The sequence below is a fragment of the Streptomyces camelliae genome (assembly GCF_027625935.1).
Classification (GTDB): Bacteria; Actinomycetota; Actinomycetes; order Streptomycetales; family Streptomycetaceae; genus Streptomyces; species Streptomyces camelliae.
The window spans coordinates 4121346-4137315 of the sequence record NZ_CP115300.1; the positions used below are offsets into that span (position 1 = coordinate 4121346).

General features: G+C 73.0%; 13 protein-coding genes. 9 read left to right on the top strand and 4 right to left on the bottom strand.

What is annotated here, in order from left to right:
* Window position 1: 1 nt before the first annotated feature.
* From O1G22_RS18770 to O1G22_RS18780, 3 genes are all read right to left on the bottom strand, one after another.
* Window positions 2-3238 carry an AfsR/SARP family transcriptional regulator gene (locus O1G22_RS18770; protein ID WP_270082392.1) on the bottom strand — a complete coding sequence of 1079 codons (3237 nt, stop codon included), beginning with the start codon at window positions 3236-3238 and terminating at the stop codon, window positions 2-4.
* Between the two features lie 459 nt (window positions 3239-3697).
* On the bottom strand, window positions 3698-4591 hold the full coding sequence (locus O1G22_RS18775; protein WP_270082393.1) for a glycosyltransferase family 2 protein: 894 nt from the start codon (window positions 4589-4591) through the stop codon (window positions 3698-3700).
* Window positions 4592-4666: 75 nt separating this feature from the next.
* Window positions 4667-5074 carry a hypothetical protein gene (locus O1G22_RS18780; protein ID WP_270082394.1) on the bottom strand — a complete coding sequence of 136 codons (408 nt, stop codon included), beginning with the start codon at window positions 5072-5074 and terminating at the stop codon, window positions 4667-4669.
* 415 nt (window positions 5075-5489) lie between these two features.
* On the opposite strand from O1G22_RS18780, the gene O1G22_RS18785 reads away from it, so the two are divergent.
* The 9 genes from O1G22_RS18785 to O1G22_RS18825 all read left to right on the top strand — a co-directional run bounded on the left by O1G22_RS18785 (window position 5490) and on the right by O1G22_RS18825 (window position 15187).
* Complete coding sequence (locus O1G22_RS18785) at window positions 5490-7241, top strand: amino acid adenylation domain-containing protein (protein WP_270082395.1); 1752 nt, start codon at window positions 5490-5492, stop codon at window positions 7239-7241.
* Window positions 7242-7244: 3 nt separating this feature from the next.
* Entirely contained in the window at window positions 7245-8468 is a 1224-nt protein-coding gene (locus tag O1G22_RS18790) for a cytochrome P450 (protein ID WP_270082396.1), read from the top strand.
* Window positions 8469-8544: 76 nt separating this feature from the next.
* Window positions 8545-8727 carry an MbtH family NRPS accessory protein gene (locus O1G22_RS18795; RefSeq protein ID WP_270082397.1) on the top strand — a complete coding sequence of 61 codons (183 nt, stop codon included), beginning with the start codon at window positions 8545-8547 and terminating at the stop codon, window positions 8725-8727.
* Window positions 8724-9521, top strand: a complete 798-nt coding sequence (gene fabG, locus O1G22_RS18800; RefSeq protein ID WP_270082398.1) for a 3-oxoacyl-ACP reductase FabG — start codon at window positions 8724-8726, stop codon at window positions 9519-9521. The genes O1G22_RS18795 and fabG overlap by 4 nt, the downstream gene beginning before the upstream one ends.
* Window positions 9518-10291, top strand: coding sequence for an SDR family NAD(P)-dependent oxidoreductase (locus O1G22_RS18805; RefSeq protein ID WP_270082399.1), 774 nt, complete (start codon window positions 9518-9520; stop codon window positions 10289-10291). Before fabG ends, O1G22_RS18805 begins: the two co-directional genes overlap by 4 nt.
* On the top strand, window positions 10288-11889 hold the full coding sequence (locus tag O1G22_RS18810; protein WP_270082400.1) for a class I adenylate-forming enzyme family protein: 1602 nt from the start codon (window positions 10288-10290) through the stop codon (window positions 11887-11889). The genes O1G22_RS18805 and O1G22_RS18810 overlap by 4 nt, the downstream gene beginning before the upstream one ends.
* A gap of 78 nt (window positions 11890-11967) precedes the next feature.
* Window positions 11968-13194, top strand: coding sequence for a threonine synthase (locus O1G22_RS18815; protein ID WP_270082401.1), 1227 nt, complete (start codon window positions 11968-11970; stop codon window positions 13192-13194).
* Entirely contained in the window at window positions 13191-14345 is a 1155-nt protein-coding gene (locus tag O1G22_RS18820) for an NAD(P)/FAD-dependent oxidoreductase (RefSeq protein ID WP_270082402.1), read from the top strand. Before O1G22_RS18815 ends, O1G22_RS18820 begins: the two co-directional genes overlap by 4 nt.
* Window positions 14342-15187: a metallophosphoesterase family protein gene (locus O1G22_RS18825; protein WP_270082403.1), complete on the top strand. Its 846-nt coding sequence runs from the start codon at window positions 14342-14344 to the stop codon at window positions 15185-15187. Before O1G22_RS18820 ends, O1G22_RS18825 begins: the two co-directional genes overlap by 4 nt.
* Here O1G22_RS18825 and O1G22_RS18830 read toward each other — a convergent pair.
* A complete protein-coding gene (locus tag O1G22_RS18830) occupies window positions 15173-15922 on the bottom strand; it encodes a TetR/AcrR family transcriptional regulator (protein WP_270082404.1) in 750 nt (249 codons plus the stop codon). The two genes, O1G22_RS18825 and O1G22_RS18830, sit on opposite strands and share 15 nt — an antisense overlap.
* Window positions 15923-15970: the final 48 nt, after the last annotated feature.

Here is a 15970-nt window from a genome sequence, read left to right on the forward strand (position 1 = left end):
ATCAGGGGCCGGTCGGCTGATCGGCGAGGAGCGCGCGCAGTTCGCCCAGCACGGTCTGCTCGTCCGTGCCGTCCAGCGCCGCGAGCGCCGCGCGCCAGGTGTCGTACGCCTCCGCCCGCCGCCCCCGCTCGCGCAGCAGCAGCCCGTGCTGGTGCCGGGCGAGACCGCCGATGTACCGGTCGGCGCGGGCGTCGGCCCGCCGCAGCAGCTCGGCGCACTCCCCGCCCGCCCGCTCGGTCTCCCCCAGCTGTCGCAGCGCGCGGACCAGCCCGAGCCGGGTCTGCGACTCGCCGTGCCAGTCGCCGGCGCCGCCGAGGATGCGCAGGCTCTCCTCGAAGTGCTCGGCGGCCGCGGCCGGTTCGCCGAGGGTGAGGTGGGCGTAGCCGATGTTGCAGTGCGCCGAGTGCTGCACGATGACCGCGCCGATCGCGTCCCCGATGGCCAGCGAGCGCCGGTGCTGCTCGATGGCGGCGCGCGGATCGGTGTGCTCGTAGAGGTTGCCGAGGTGGCTGCGGGTGACGGCCTCGCCGTAGGGGTCGTTGAGCTGCCGCGAGTACGCGAGGCTCTGCCGCAGGGCCTCCCCGGACTCCGCGAACCGTCCGAGCCCCTCCAGCAGCAGCCCGCGGTTGTTCAGACAGCGCCGGATCCTGGAGGCCGTGCCGAGCCGCTGCCAGATCGCCAGGGCCTGGTCGGTGAGGGTGAGTGCGTCCTTCTGCCGGCCGGTCAGAAAGTGCAGGCCGGCGAGGTCGCCCAGCGCGTACGCCTCGGCCGCCGGGTCCCCGAGCCGCCGCGCCGCCCCGAGCCCCGCCCGCCCCAGCACCTCCATCTCGGCGACGCGGCCGCCGCGCTGGACGTAGGGGAAGAGCAGCCGTACCAGCACCGACAGATGGGCGGCCCGACGCGGGTCGACGGTGTCCGCGTTCCTTTCCACCAGGGCGACGACGTTCTCCAGCTCCACCTCACCCCAGGCGAAGGCCACCTCGGCGGACTCGAAGGACCCCAGTTCCGCCACGTCGGCCGCATGCTCCACCGGCTGCGCCGCGGTCGGCCGCCGCCGATCCTCCAGATCGAGCCCGGGCTCCACCACCACCTCAAGCATCCGCTCGGCCACAGCGGCATACCAGCGCAGGGCGAGGAGATCGGGGTCGTCGGCCACGTCGGCGGCAGCCACGGTGTCCCCGGTGCCGCCCCGGCCGACGGCACCTCGCTCCCCGGCCTCCCCCGGCCCGGGGTCCGCCCGGCCGTCCCGCATGCCGCCCTCGTCACCCCGCCCCAGGTCCGCCAGTTCGCGGGCGAAGTCGCGGACCAGGTCGTGGGGGGTGTAGCGGCCGTAGGCCGTCTCCTCCAGGAGGGCGACGTCGACCAGGCGGTCGAGGGCGGCCTCGGCGCGGCGTGCGTCGGTGTCGGTGAGCCGGGCGATCAGGGGGGCGCCGTAGGTCGGCAGGTCGAGCGCACCGATGCGGCGCAGGGCGAGGGCCGCGTCCCGGTCGGCCTCACGCTCCGCGGCGGCGAGCGCGTCGTGGGCGACGGCCAGGGAGCGCCGGACGCTCAGGTCGTCGTACTCCAGGTGGCGCAAGCGGCCGCCGGTCTCGGCGAGTTGGCCCGCCAGTACCTCGGGGGTGAGGGCACGGCGCGCGGCGAGCCGGGCGGCGACCACACGCAGCGCCAGCGGGAGCCGACCGGTCAGCTCGACCAGCGCGTGCCCGGCGTCCAGTCCCTCCCGGCCGCTCACCGCGCGCAGCAGCGCCGCGCTGTCCTCGCCGGTCAGCGGGGTCAGCGGGAAGCGCCGGGCACCGTCGAGGGCAGTCAGCGGCGAGCGGCTGGTGACGATCACGGCGCAGCCGGGTCCGGCCGGCAGCAGGGGCCGCACCTGGGCCGCGTTCGCCGCGTCGTCCAGCACCAGCAGGATGCGGGCCGGGGCGAACAGCGAGCGGAGCAACGCCGCTGCGGCGTCCGGGTGTTCGGGGACGTTCCGGGGCTCGACGCCCAGATCCCGCAGCAGGGCGGCGAGGGCCTGCGTGGCGGTGAGCGGGGTCATGCCGGGGGTGGCGCCGTGCAGGTTGACGTAGAGCTGACCGTCGGTGAAACGTTCCCTCAGCTCATGGGCGACATACAGCGCGAGCGCGCTCTTGCCGACGCCCGCCATGCCGCTGATCACGGCGATGGCGGGGGCCGGAGCGGGCGGCTCGGTGAGCGCCTGCCGCAGCTCGCGGTGCGCGTCGGCCCGCCCCGTGAAGTGCGCCGGCGGAGCGGGGAGCTGGGCCGGGCGCGGGGTCTGCCGCACGGCCAGCCCGCCCTCCTGCGGCCGCCCGTCCTCGCGCTCCTCCTCGCCGTCCGACACCGACCCGTCCTGGTCGTACGGCTGCTGACGGGGTGTTTCCTCGGCCTCCGGCTGCCGCTCCGCGCCGCTTTCCCGCAGCACCTCGACATGCGCCTCACGGACCGCCGGACCCGGCTCGATGCCGAGCTCGTCGATCAGGCGGGCGCGCAGGTCGCGGTGGACGGCGAGCGCCTCGGCCTGGCGGCCGGTGCGGTGCAGGGCCAGCATGAGCTGACGGTGGTACGCCTCGCGCAGCGGATGCTCGGCGACGAGCGCCGCCAGCTCCGGCGCGAGCGCGGCCAACCGTGCGCCGCCGAGCGCGAGTTCGGCGTCGTAGCGCCACTCCAGCAGAAGCAGCCGGGCCTCCTCCAGGCGCTGCACCAGGGGGTAACCGCCGAAGTCGGCCGGGAGCCCGCTCAGCGGGGTGCCGCGCCAGAGCGCGAGCCCGGCCGTGCACGCCCGTACGGCATCCGGCCACTTCCGCCGGGCGTGCGCGGCCCGCGCCTCGGCGACCAGGGCGTCGAAGACGTGCACGTCCAGCTCTCCGTGATCGACGCGCAGCACATACCCCGGCGGTACGGCCCTGAGCCGCTCGGGGTCGTCCAGGAGCCGGCGCAGCCGGGTGACGTGGTTGTGCAGGCTGGCCTGCGCGGAGACGGGCGGTGCCCCGCCCCACAGGGCGTCCTTCAGCGACTCGACCGACACGACCCGGCCCGCCTCCAGCAGCAGCGCGGCGAGCAGGGCACGCACTTTGGGGCTGCCGAGGGCGCGGACACCGTCCTCGGGGGTGTCGTCAAAGCCGCCGGCCGAGGAGCCGGCTGTGGTCTCGATCGAGGGCGCGTACGAGATCTCGTACGGCGGTCGGTCGTACAGGACCGGCGGTCCCAGCAGTCCGAACCGCAGCCCGTACCGCCGCATCACGCCGCTCCACTGCCTTCCCGCGCGGTCGGGTCCGACCGTGCTCCGCCGCGGGCGCTCGCCCGCCGTTCCCTGGCGGAAATCCGCCCTGTTCAGGGCGGTTTCCCGCCACCTTCTGCCTGCTGCCCCGGCCCCAGGACCGGCCTGTCCGACGACCGGTCTCCCGTACGCTCGGCAAGTTCCGGCCAACCGGTGCGCGACCTGCCGACGAACCGTTGGCCACATGTTAGCGATCCGTTGGCGGGGCCTGATGTGATCATTTCCATCGGATCCGGCCCCACGGCGCGCGCGTGTATCGCGTAACTCGGGGGAGTGTCGCCGCAGGCTGGATCCGGGGACGCAGGGGCCCCGGTCGGCGGAGGTGAACGACCGGGGTCCCGTCCCGTCTTCTCGGCGGATCCCCGACGGACTCCCGCCGTCCCGCCGCTCGGATCCGCGCCAACCGCCCTTGCGTACCGCTCAGATCACGGGCGGGCGCCCGAGCCGGCTGAGCCGCCACACCGTGCGCCAGCGCATGGGCCGCCGCTCCCCGGCCGGCTCCCGCAGACCCTCCACGAACCCGGCGCACCATGCCTTCAGCCCCGCGGAAGAGCGGGTGCGGGCGAGGGTGAGCAGCGTCCACACGCCGAGGTGCACCGGGACGAGCGCCAACGGCAGCCGGCGGCGGACCAGCCAGACGCGGTTGCGGGCGTTGACGCGGTAGTAGATGGCGTGCCGGGCCGGCGAGGTCTTGGGGTGCTGGAGCAGCAGCTCGGGCGCGTAGCGGATCTTCCAGCCGGCGTCGGCGGCGCGCCAGGCGAGGTCGGTCTCCTCGTGCGCGAAGAAGAACTCGGCGGGCCAGTCCCCGGTCTCGGCCAGCATCGCCATGCTCAGGGCGTGCCCGCCGCCGAGGAATCCGGTGACGTACCCCCCGCGCATCGGATCCGACTTGCCCACCCGGGGCACGTGCCGCTGCTGGGTCTCACCGTGCTCGTCGGCGATACGGAACCCGACGATGCCCAGGCGGGGATCGGCGGCGTACAGGTCGCGCACGCGGCGCAGCACATCGGCGTCGACGAGCAGCCCGTCGTCGTCCAGCTCCACGACGACGTCGACGTCCCCGAACTCGCGCAGCCGGGCCAGGGCCACGTTCCGGCCGCCGGGACAGCCGAGGTTCTCCTCGACGTCGATCGTGGTGACCTCGCCGGGCAGGGAGAGCCGGCGGGCGAACTCGGGCAGCCGGCAGCCGTTTCCGACGATCACGATGCGGGCGGGGGCGAGATCCTGCTTGGCCACGGACTCCAGCAGGGCGTCGACCTCGGCGGGCCGGTTGCCCATGGTCACCACGGCGACGGCGATCCTCGGCTCCACCACGTCCCTCATCCCATCCGGCCGACGGCGTCGCCGCACCCCGACCGCGCGGCGCCCACCGTTCACCAAGATGTTGCCTCAGCTACGGCCGTTGCTCCGACTCGGATCCGCTTTGCCGCCTTTTTGCGACGCTTTGCCGGCAGCAGACCAACCGCTCGCCCTCGATCCGGCCCGGCCGGCCCGGTCGGCCTCCTCCACCGGACGTCCCGGCGTGCGGCCGGACGCCGTCGGACGCCCTGGGAACAGCGTAAACTCGGACAGGAACACCGTAAACAGGCGCCACGCGAACCACTCCGCGATCACCGCGTACAGAAACCCAAAGCAAAGAAAAACACGACCGCCGCACACCGGATCGAATGGTTCCGTTTTGACCGGCCTGCGGTGAATGTACAGCGACCCGACCTGCGAGAACGCGATCCGTCCCCGGTGCGTGCGGATCACCCTTGACACTCGGGATACGAACATGAAATAAAGTTCGGGTCCCATGAAACTAAATGGTGGTCCCAGGGATCGAGGACGCACCAACTTTGACTGGTTCGGGGTGACGGGGGAATGTCACACAGAAGACCAGGGCGGAGCAGGCTGCTCACGCAGTCGGCCGGAAGACCCTGCTCGTAGGCGTCCTTGACGCTGATCGTTTCGCATCGCAGCACGTTGTCGCACCGCTGTCCCATCCTGCCCATTCTTCATTAACCCTCATTGACAACGGGCTGTTCACCAGTACCCGCCATGACTCGCACGCGCGCCCGGACGACTCGGCGCCATGCGGGACACAACCATGCGGGCGAAATCCTGACCGCCGCGTGTCGCCTTGTGCTGCCCCGCGCCGAAATGGCTCGTCAGGTAGCTCATCCGGTGACGGCCCATGCGATTACGTCGTATTTTTTTGGAGGTTGTCGAATTGACGCTGCGAACGCTTGCGGAACTCTGGGAGCGAACAGCACGGGAGTTCCCGCGCCACATCGCGATCATCTCCGAGAGCGAATCCCTCTCGTACCAGGAGGTGAACGACCGGGCGAACCGGCTGGCCCGCGTACTCGTCGCGCGAGGCGCGGGGCCCGAGCGGCTGGTGGGGCTGGCCCTCCCCCGCTCCCCGCAGATGGTGATCGGCGTACTCGCCGCGGCCAAGGCGGGCGCCGCCTTCCTGCCCGTCGACACCACCTATCCGGCGGAGCGCGTGTCCTTCATCGTCGAGGACGCGGCGCCGGTGCTGCTGTGCACGACCCAGGCCGCGCAGGCGGGCCTGCCGCCGGAGCTCCCGGTCCCGCGGCTGGTACTCGACGCCCCTGAGCACCTCTCGGCGCTGGAGTCGGTGCCGGACACGGACCTGACCGACGACGAGCGAGCGGGCCCGCTGTCCCCGGCGCACCTCGCCTATGTCATCTACACCTCGGGCTCCACCGGCCGCCCCAAGGGCGTCGCCGTCACCCACACCGGGCTCGCCGGACTGGCCGCCGCCAAGGTCTCGGGGATGCGGGTGACAGCGGACAGCCGCGTACTGCAGTTCGCCTCGCCGAGCTTCGACGCCTTCCTGACCGAGCTGCTGTCGGCCTTCACCAGCGGAGCGGCGCTGGTCGTGCCGCCGGCCGGGACGCTGGCGGCGGACACCCTCGAAGCGGTCCTGCGCGAGCACCGGATCAGCCATGTCGTGCTGCCGCCCACCGCCGCCCTGACGATCCTTCCCGAGCGGGTCCCCGACCTGCGCACCCTCGTCGTCGCGGGCGAGGCGTGCCCGCCGGCCCTCGTCGAGCGCTGGGCACCCCATGTCCTGCTGCTCAACGCGTACGGACCGACGGAGGCCACCGTCTGCGCCACGATGACCGAGCCGCTCGTCGCCGGCGACGAGGTGACGATCGGCCGTCCGCTGCCGGGAGTGTCGGTGCACATCCTGGACGACGGACTCCGCCCGGTGCCGCCCGGTGAGACGGGCGAACTCTTCATCGCCGGCCCCGGACTCGCCCGCGGCTACCTCGGCCGTCCCGGGACCACCGCGGAGCGCTTCGTGGCCAATCCGTTCGGCACGGCCGGCGAGCGCATGTTCCGCACCGGTGACCTGGCCTCGTGGCACGCCGACGGCCGGATCCGCTTCCACGGCCGGGCCGACGACCAGGTCAAGCTCCGCGGGTTCCGGATCGAACTCGGCGAGGTGGAGGCCGTACTCGGCCGGCACCCGAAGGTGGCGCAGGCGGTGGCCGCGCTGCGCACCGACCACGGGACGAGCCCGCAGCTGGTGGCCTACGTCGTACCGGCCGACGGCACCGCGCCCACGCCCGCCGAACTGCGCGAGCACATGCTGCGCTCCCTGCCCGACTTCATGGTCCCGGCCGTCTACGCGATGCTCGGCGCCCTGCCGCTCAGCCCCAACGGCAAGGTCGACCGCGCGGCCCTCCCGGCGCCGGGCCTCACCGTGCGGCCCGAGGCACGGCAGCCGAGCACACCGGCCGAGAAGGCGCTCTGCGAGATCTTCAGCGAGCTGTTCACGGACGCCGAGATCGGCGTCGAGAGCAACTTCTTCGAACTCGGCGGCACCAGCATCCTCGCCATCGCCTTCATCCAGCGGGCCCAGGAGAGCGGCCTGGAGATATCCCCGCGCGACGTCATCGAGAACCCCACCATCGAAGCCCTCGCCGCGGTCGCGGCGGCCAAGGAGTGACGGATGACCAGCCGACCCATGGTCCGACCCGAGGACATCGACAGCATCGACCTCGCCTCACCGCGGCTGTACGCCGAGAACGAACTGGACGAGGTGTGGCGCCATCTGCGTACCCACCGGCCCGTCTACTGGCACCCGCCCCGGGCGGACCGCCCCGGATTCTGGGTGATCAGCCGCTACGCCGACGTCAACAAGGTCTACCAGGACAAGGCGCACTTCACGACCGAGAACGGCAACGCGCTGGCGACGCTGCTCACCGGCGGTGACTCCGCCTCAGGCACCATGCTGGCGGTCACCGACGGCGTCCGGCACCACCAGATCCGCAACGTGCTGAACAAGGGTTTCTCGAAGCGGACGTTGAACCTCATCGCGCACTCGCTGCAGCAGAGCGTGGACCGGCTGCTGCTGGCCGCCCTGGACAAGGGCGAGTGCGACGCCGCCCACGACATCTCGGCGAACGTCCCGCTCGGCGCCATCTGCGACCTGCTGGAAATCCCCGAGGCCGACCGCACGTTCCTGCTGAGCCAGACCGCGCACGCCTGGAGCTCCGACTACGCCGACGCGCCGCCGGAGGACAACTGGGTCGCGAAGAACGAGATCCTGCTCTACTTCAGCAAGCTCTGCCGGGAGCGCAAGGGCAGCGCCAACGACGACATGGTCAGCCTGCTGGCCAACTGCCGGATCGACGACCAGCCGCTCAACTCCGTTGAACTCATGGCGAACTGCTACGGCCTGATGATCGGCGGTGACGAGACCGGACGGCACGCGATCACCGGCGCGATCCTCGCGCTGATCGAGCACCCGGACCAGTGGCGCGCGCTCAAGAACGGCGACGTCGACCTCGACACCGCGACCGAGGAGGTGCTGCGGTGGACGGTCCCGTCCCTGCACGGCGGCCGCACGGCCACCGGCGACGTCGTCGTGGGCGGTGAACAGATCAAGGCCGGCGACGTCGTGAGCGTGTGGATCTACTCCGCCAACCGCGACGAGACGGTCTTCGACCAGCCGGACCGGTTCGACCTCGCCCGCACCCCCAACAAGCACTTCACCTTCGCCTACGGCACGCACTACTGCCTGGGCCACCACCTCGGGCGCATGGAGGTCTACGCCGTACTCGACGGGCTGCGCCGGCTGGTCACCGACCTGGAGCAGATCGGCGAGGAGAAGTGGATCTACTCCAGCATCCTGCACGGCATGAGTTCGCTGCCGGTGCGCCTGACCGCCTGAGCGCCCCGCGCGCATCCCCCACCACTCCCCGCTCCACCCCATCCCATCACCGCACGCCAGGAGGGACACCCAATCCATGAGCGCGTTCGAGGACGAGGGGCGCGGCTGTCTCGTGCCGCGCAACGACATCGGCCAGCACTCGCTGTGGCCGTCCGGCATCGACGTCCCCGGCGGCCGACGCACCGTCGCCGGGCCGGACGGCCGGGACGAGTGCCTACGGTACGTGGCGGCCCAGGCGGAGCCGGGCACCGCACGATGACCGCACCCCGCACAGCACAGCCGGACGGCGGCGTCGTCGTCGTCACGGACGCAAGCGTCGCCGTCGTCACGGGCGGGGGCCGCGGGATAGGGGCCGCCGTCGCGGCCCGCCTCGCCGCGGCGGGGACCTCGGTGGCCGTGGTGGACCGGACCGAGGACGACACCGCCGAGACCGTCGCGGCGCTGCGGGCCGCCGGCGGTACGGCCCTCGGCCTGGGCTGCGACGTGGCCGCCGCCGACCAGGTCACCGCGGCCGTGGCGGAGGTCGTCCGCGCCTTCGGCGGCCTGGACGTCCTCGTCAACTGCGCCGGCGTCACCCGGGACCGGCTCCTGCTGACCATGGACGACGACGAGTGGGACACGGCCCTGGACGTCAATCTCGGCGGAACCGTGCTGTGGTGCCTGGCCGCGGCCGGGCAGATGCGGCGCCGGCGCGGCGGACACATCGTCAACTTCGCGTCCGTCGCGGCCGACGGAAACCCCGGCCAGGCCAACTACGCGGCGGCGAAAGCCGCGGTCACCGGGTTCACCCGCGACCTGGCGGCCGAGCTCGGCCCGCACGGGATCACCGTCAACGCCGTCGCCCCGGGCTTCGTCGCCACCCCGATGGTCGACGCCCTGGCCACCCGGCTCGGGGCCGGCCGCGAGGAGTTCCTGGAGCGGGCCGCCGCACAGTCCGCACTCGGCCGGGTCGGCACCGTCGAGGACATCGCCCGAGTGGTCGCCTTCCTCACCGGCCCGGACACCGGCTTCCTCACCGGCCAGACCCTGTACGTCGACGGGGGACAGCCATGAACCCCGTCGCCGTACTCGTGGGCACGGCCGAGGGCACGGGACTGGCCGCCGCCGTCCGGCTCGCCGAGAGCGGGCTGGACATCGCGCTCGTGGACCCCGGCCCCGCGTCCGCCGACGAGACGCTGCGGCGGATCACCGCCGTCGGCCGGCGGTGCACCGCGATCGAGGCGGACCCGGCCGACACCGGGGCCTTCTCCGCCGCGCTCGCCCGGATCCGCTCCGATCTCGGCAGGCCCGACATGCTGCTGACCTGCGTCGGCACCGGCCCCGACGAGGAGGACGAGAGCCAGGGGGCCGACGTCACCGCCGGCGTGGCGCGATACGCCCCGGTACGGCGGGCCCTGCGCACCCTCTTCGTCACCAACCGGGCCGCCGCCGGGGAGATGCTGCGCGGCGGCGGGGGCCGGATCGTCAACGTCGCCCGTGCCCCGCGCACCGAGCGGACGGCCGGGGACACCGGCCGGACGCTGGTGGCCGGACTGGCCGGGTTCACCGCGTCCGTGGCACCGGAGCTGGCGCCCTTCGGCATCAGCGTCCACTTCGTCGCACCGGCCGCACTGCGCCCCGGCACCCGCCCACCGGTCGGTACGGCACCCCCGGCGGACCCCGGGAGCTACCCGGAGCACCTCGCCGACCAGGCCGCCCTCCTGACCGGCGCCCCGGCGGCCGCCCTCACCGGACAGGGCGTCTACCTCCCCGGACGTCCGCCTGCCCGGCATCCCGCCCCGACCCCCACCCCAACCAGCCGAGGAACGGTAGCCACACCATGACAAGCACCGCGAGCACGGCCGGCGGGAGCACGGAACCAGCGCACTACGCCGTCCGCGTCCTCGACCGGCTCGCCCTGAGCGAACGCCCCGTCGTCCACTGGGGCGAGAACGTCATCTCCAGCTCCGAACTGCGGGCGGCGGTGCTGCGCGTCGTCGGCGCGCTGGCCGAACTCGGCGTCCGCGAGGGCTCCGCCGTGGCGGTCCTGACGGAGGTGAACAGCCCGTGGCTGCTGGCGACCCGGTACGCCGTGCACCTCATGGGCGCGACCCTCGTCGCCGTGTCCGGGGCCAACCACGGAACCACCACGCACCGGCTGGACACCGAGACCCGCGCCCGGATGGCCGGCGAGTGCGGGGCACGCGTCCTCGTCCACGACGCGGCACAGCGCGAGGAGGCCGAGCGGATCCGTGCCCTGCTGCCCGACGGCGTCGGCATGTGCCGGCTCGGCGCGCCCGTCCACGGACCGGTGAGCGCCGGCGACCACCCGGTCGACGGCCCGCCCAAGGGCTTCTCCCCGCGCGTTCCCGCACGCGCCCTGGTGATCTACACCAGTGGCAGCACCGGCCGGCCGAAGGGCGTGATCAAGCCCTTCGCGGCCTGGAACACGGTCGTGCTGAAGGAGACCGCCACGGTGACTCCCAAGGTCTTCCTGGCGATGAGCGCCGTCACGCACACCGGCGGCCTGCTGGTGGACACGGCCGTCGCCGCCGGCGGCAGCGTGGTGCTGCGCACCGGCTTCGACCCGCGCACCCTCCTCGCGGACATCGAGCGGTACCGCGTCACCGACACCCTGATGGGCGTTCCGCAGTTCTACGAACTCGTCAACCACCCCGATGTGCACCGGGCCGACCTGTCCTCGCTGCGCCGCCTGCTGTACGTGGGCTGCCCCGCCTCCCCGGAGCGGGTGCGCGAGGCCGTCAAGGTGTTCCCCGGAGTGCTCCACCACTCCTACGGCACCACCGAGACCGGCCAGATCGCCATGCTCACCGCGGCCGACCACGACGTACCCGAGCTGCTGTCCACCGTGGGGCGGCCGAGGCCCGGCCTGGAGGTCGTCGTCCAGGACCCCGCCACCGGCCGGGAACTGCCCCGCGGGGAGACCGGCGAGGTGGTCGTCCGCAGCCCGCTCGCCATGGAGGGCTACGCCGGCGACCCCGAACTGACCGCCCGGGTGCTGCGCGAGGGCTGGGTGCACACCGGGGACTACGGCAGCCTGGGCGAGGACGGCTACCTGCGGCTGAGCGGCCGGATGAACGACGTCGTCAAGGTCCACGACACGAAGGTCCACCCCAGCGAGGTGGAGAAGGTGCTGGTCGGGCACCGGGGCGTGATCGACGCCCATGTGTACGCCCACCGGCGGTCCGATCTGATCGAGGAACTGCACGCCGCCGTGGTCCTGCGGCCCGACAGCCCGCCCGGCCACGAGGCCCTCCGGGAGCACGTGGCACGGGTGATGACACCGACGCACGCACCGGTCCGCTTCGTGCGCTGGCGGGAGTTCCCGGTCAACGAAAGCGGCAAGGTGGACCGCCGCCTCGTACGCGAGCGCGGTCTGCGCGCCGGCTCCGCGGACGGCGAGCCGCTCTCGGCCGAGTGACCGCGCCGGCGCCCTCCGCTCTCCTCACGTCACCGAAGGATGAGGCCATTGTCAGCCATCACCGGAAACTACGAGAGCTTGATCCGCAAGATACGCGGCTCGGCGACCGGACCGGACAAGCTGGTCCGCTACTTCTGCCTGCTGTGCGGCAAGGAGCACCCCGAATCACCGCGCACCCGCTGCACCGCCTGTGCCGGCGCCCTGGACGCGTTCTACGACCTGGACCAGGCGGCCGTACCCCAGTCCCGTCAGGGACCGGACCCGCTCCAGCACTACTTCTCCCTGCTGCCGCTGCGCGACCGGGCGTCGGCCCGCTGGGGCGGGGAGGGCAACACCCCCTGCTTCGAGGTGCCGGAACTCGCCGCCGCGCTCGGGATCGGACGGCTGTTCTTCAAGGACGAGTCGGTCAACCCGACCCGGTCGACCAAGGACCGGGTGGCCTCCCTGTGCCTGTCCCGCTTCGCCGAACTGGGCGTCCGTGAACTCGTGCTGTCCTCCACCGGCAACACCTCCACCGCCTACGCACGGGCGGCCGGGCTGTTCCCCGGCTTCACCCTGCACATCTTCGTCGGCCGCGAGTTCGTCAATCGGCTCAACTACCCGGACCACCCGAACGTGACCACGCACGTCGTGGACGGCGAGTTCGTCACGGCCGGCAAGGTCGCCCAGCGGTTCGCACGGGAGAGCGGACTGTTCTGGGAAGGCGGCTTCTTCAACCTGGCCCGCCGGGAAGGGCTGAAGCTCGCCTATCTGGAGGCGTTCGACCAGATGCCGGTCGAGCCGGACTTCGTCTTCCAGGCCGTCAGCAGTGGCATGGGCCTGCTCGGCGCCTTCAAGGGGGCCGTGGAATACCGGGAGTTGGGGCGCCTGAGCAAGGTGCCCGCCTTCATGGCCGTACAGCAGGCGAGCTGCGCCCCCATGGCGCACGCGTTCGGCGAGGGCGCCGAACGGATCGCCCCGCACCATGTGATCAGGAACCCGACGGGCCTGGCCTACGCGATCCTGCGCGGCGACCCGACCGGCACCTACCCGTACATCAGGGATCTGTGTCTGCAGAGCGGCGGGCGGATCCTCGCCGCCGAGGAGGACCGGATCCGGCGGGCGCGACAGATGCTCGTCGACACGGCCGGCGTCCGTGTCTGCTTTGCCAGCGCCACGGCACTCGCCGGCGTGCTGCGGGCCGCCGAGACGGGTGCCCTGACCCGGGACTCGGTCGCGCTGGTCAATCTGACCGGCGGGGACCGCCCGGTCGCCCAGATGCCCATGTCCACCAAGACCTGGACCGAGGAAGGTGCTCCGGTATGAACACACCCCGCGTGGTGATCGTCGGCGGCGGACTGCTCGGCGCGAGCGTGGCGCACGCGCTGGCCGTGCGAGCGGTCCCCGTGACCCTGCTCGACGCGGCGGCGCCCGGCACGGGAGCCAGCGCCTCGACGTTCGCCTGGGCCAACGCCCAGAAGAAGAAGCCCGAGGCGTACTTCCGGCTCAACGCCGAGGGCCTCGCCGAGTACCACCGCCTGGCGGAGACCGCCGCCGGCCGCCGCTGGTTCCACCCGGTGGGGAACGTGGAGATCGCCACCGATGCGGCCTCCTCCGCCGCCCTCGACGCCGTCGTCGCCGACCTCACCGAGCGCGGCTACCGGGCCGAGCGGATCACGGGCCGGCAGGCCGCCGGGCTCGACCCGGTCATCGACCCCGACCGGGTGCTGGACGCGGCCTGGTTCCCGGACGAGGGCTGGGTCGACACCGAGCGCATGGTCGCCGACCTGCTCGACGACGCCGTGGCGGTCGGCGCCGAGGTCCGCGCGCACTGCCCGGTGGCGCGCTTCGAACAGTCCGGTGCGCGCACCAAGGTCGTCCTCGCGGACGGCGAGGAGATCCTGGCCGACCAGGTCGTGTGCGCCGCGGGCGCGGCCACCGGGCGGCTGCTGGCGGATTCCGGCGTCACCGTCCCCCTGGTCGAGGAGGGCGACCGGCGGCTGCGCGCACCCGGTGACGAGCGGTACACCGCGGTGGGCGGCCTCGCCGACACGGCCGCGCTGCGCGTGCCGCTGCGCCGGATCCTGCACACGCCGGACATGGGCCTGCGGCCCGCCCCCGGCGGGCGCGTGGTCCTCGGCGGCGACGGCGCGGGCTCCCGCGTGCCACGGACCGACCACGGCATCTTCGGTCTCGGCCCGATGCTCATCGACCGCGCCCGCAAGGTCTTCCCGGCCTTCGCGGACGTCCCGGTCGAGCGGGTGCGGGTGGGTGTCCGGCCGCTGCCGGCGGACGGGCTCACCGTGGCGGGCTTCACCGAGCCGCTGCCGGGGCTCTACGCGCTGGTCACCCACAGCGGGGTCACGCTCGCCCCGTACCTCGCCTGGCTCGTCACGGGCGAACTCCTCGACGGGCGGGAGGCGCCGGAGCTGGCGGCCTTCCGTCCCACGCGGTTCGCGGGCCCCGGGCACCGATGAGCCGACCGCACCTCCTGGCCGTCAGCGATCTGCACATCGGGCACCGGGAGAACCGGAGGATCCTGGAGAAGCTGACGCCCGACTCCCCCGGCGACTGGCTGCTGGTCGCCGGGGACGTCGGCGAGCGGATCGAGGACATCGCCTGGGCGCTCGCCCTGCTCGCCGGCCGCTTCGAGAAGGTCGTCTGGACACCGGGCAACCACGAACTGTGGACGCCGTCCGACGATCCGGTGCAGCTGCGCGGCGAGGCGCGCTACGGCTACCTCGTGGACCTGTGCCGGGGGCTCGGCGTGCTCACCCCCGAGGACGAGTACCCCGTCTGGGAGAGCGCCGCCGGCCCGGTCGTCGTCGCCCCGCTGTTCGTCCTGTACGACTACAGCTTCCTGCCCGCCGGCGCCCGGGACAGGCAGGAGGCGCTGGCCCTCGCGGAGGAGGCATGGGTGGTCTGCGCGGACGAGTTCCTGCTGCACCCGGAGCCCCACCCGAGCCGCTCGGCGTGGTGCCGGGCGCGCCTCGGGACCACCCGGGCGCGCCTGGAACGCGTGGACGAGGCGCTTCCTACCGTGCTCGTCAACCACTTCCCCCTGGTACGCGCACCCGTCCAGGCGCTGCGCCGGCCGGAGTTCGCTCCGTGGTGCGGAACCGAGGCGACCGCCGACTGGCCCCGCCGCTTCCGGGCGGCGGCGGTCGTCCACGGCCATCTGCACATCCCCGGTGTGCTCCAGGTCGACGGCATCCCCCACCACGAGGTCTCGCTCGGCTACCCACGCGAGTGGCAGCCGCGCCCGACCGCACCGGAACGCCCGGCGCGGATACTGCCGGGGACCTCAACCGGTCGGTGACTGGGGCAGGTTCAGGCGGGCGGCCATGCCGTCCAGGAGACAGTCCAGGCCGAACTCGAAGCGGGCGTTGTCGTCGTCGCGGGGCGAGGCCTCGCGGACGTAACGCTGGTAGACCGGGTAGTCGCCGCCCTCCAGCAGGAACGACAGGCGGGCCAGGTTCGCCTTGCGGGCTTCCTGGCCGCTGCTCCAGCCCTCCGGGGCGCGCAGCCGCTCGCGGGCGATCTCGTCGTGGGTGCTGGCCCGGGTGTACGCCGTGACGGCCCGGGTGATGTCGGCCATCTGCTCCCCGGACAGGCCGAGGCCGTCCAGCGCGGTGAACTGCTGCTCCATGAGGGCGAGATGGGCCGGCGTGGGGGCGAACAGGATACGGCCGGGCACCTCCGTCATCCACGGATGCCGCAGCACCACCTGGCGGAAGCGCAGCGCCGAGGCCCGCAGCACCTCCCGCCAGTACGCGCTCGGCTGCTCCAGCAGCATCTCCGCCCGGACCCGGTCGAGCATCAGCTCGATGATGTCGTCCTTGCCGGAGACGTACCGGTAGCAGGTCATCGCGGAGACACCCAGCTCCGTCGCCAGGCGCCGCATGGAGACGGCGTCGAGGCCGTCGGCGTCCGCGACCCGCAGGGCGGCCGCCACTATCCGCGCGTGCGTCAGCACCGGGCGGGGGGCCGGCGGGGGCTGGGCCATCCGCTCCCAGACGGACATCGAGGTATCGGCTCGGTCGGGGGCATCCATGCGTACAACGTTAGCTTGAATTTACGGCGTAAGCGACGGCGTGTACGG

Bases quoted from the DNA above. Each gene is read 5' to 3' on its own strand.
- O1G22_RS18770 (WP_270082392.1), bottom strand. From the start codon at position 3,238: ATGCGGCGGTACGGGCTGCGGTTCGGACTGCTGGGACCGCCGGTCCTG.
- O1G22_RS18780 (WP_270082394.1), bottom strand. From the start codon at position 5,074: ATGGGACCCGAACTTTATTTCATGTTCGTATCCCGAGTGTCAAGGGTG.
- O1G22_RS18790 (WP_270082396.1), top strand. From the start codon at position 7,245: ATGACCAGCCGACCCATGGTCCGACCCGAGGACATCGACAGCATCGAC.
- O1G22_RS18795 (WP_270082397.1), top strand. From the start codon at position 8,545: ATGAGCGCGTTCGAGGACGAGGGGCGCGGCTGTCTCGTGCCGCGCAAC.
- fabG (WP_270082398.1), top strand. From the start codon at position 8,724: ATGACCGCACCCCGCACAGCACAGCCGGACGGCGGCGTCGTCGTCGTC.
- O1G22_RS18805 (WP_270082399.1), top strand. From the start codon at position 9,518: ATGAACCCCGTCGCCGTACTCGTGGGCACGGCCGAGGGCACGGGACTG.
- O1G22_RS18810 (WP_270082400.1), top strand. From the start codon at position 10,288: ATGACAAGCACCGCGAGCACGGCCGGCGGGAGCACGGAACCAGCGCAC.
- O1G22_RS18820 (WP_270082402.1), top strand. From the start codon at position 13,191: ATGAACACACCCCGCGTGGTGATCGTCGGCGGCGGACTGCTCGGCGCG.
- O1G22_RS18825 (WP_270082403.1), top strand. From the start codon at position 14,342: ATGAGCCGACCGCACCTCCTGGCCGTCAGCGATCTGCACATCGGGCAC.
- O1G22_RS18830 (WP_270082404.1), bottom strand. From the start codon at position 15,922: ATGGATGCCCCCGACCGAGCCGATACCTCGATGTCCGTCTGGGAGCGG.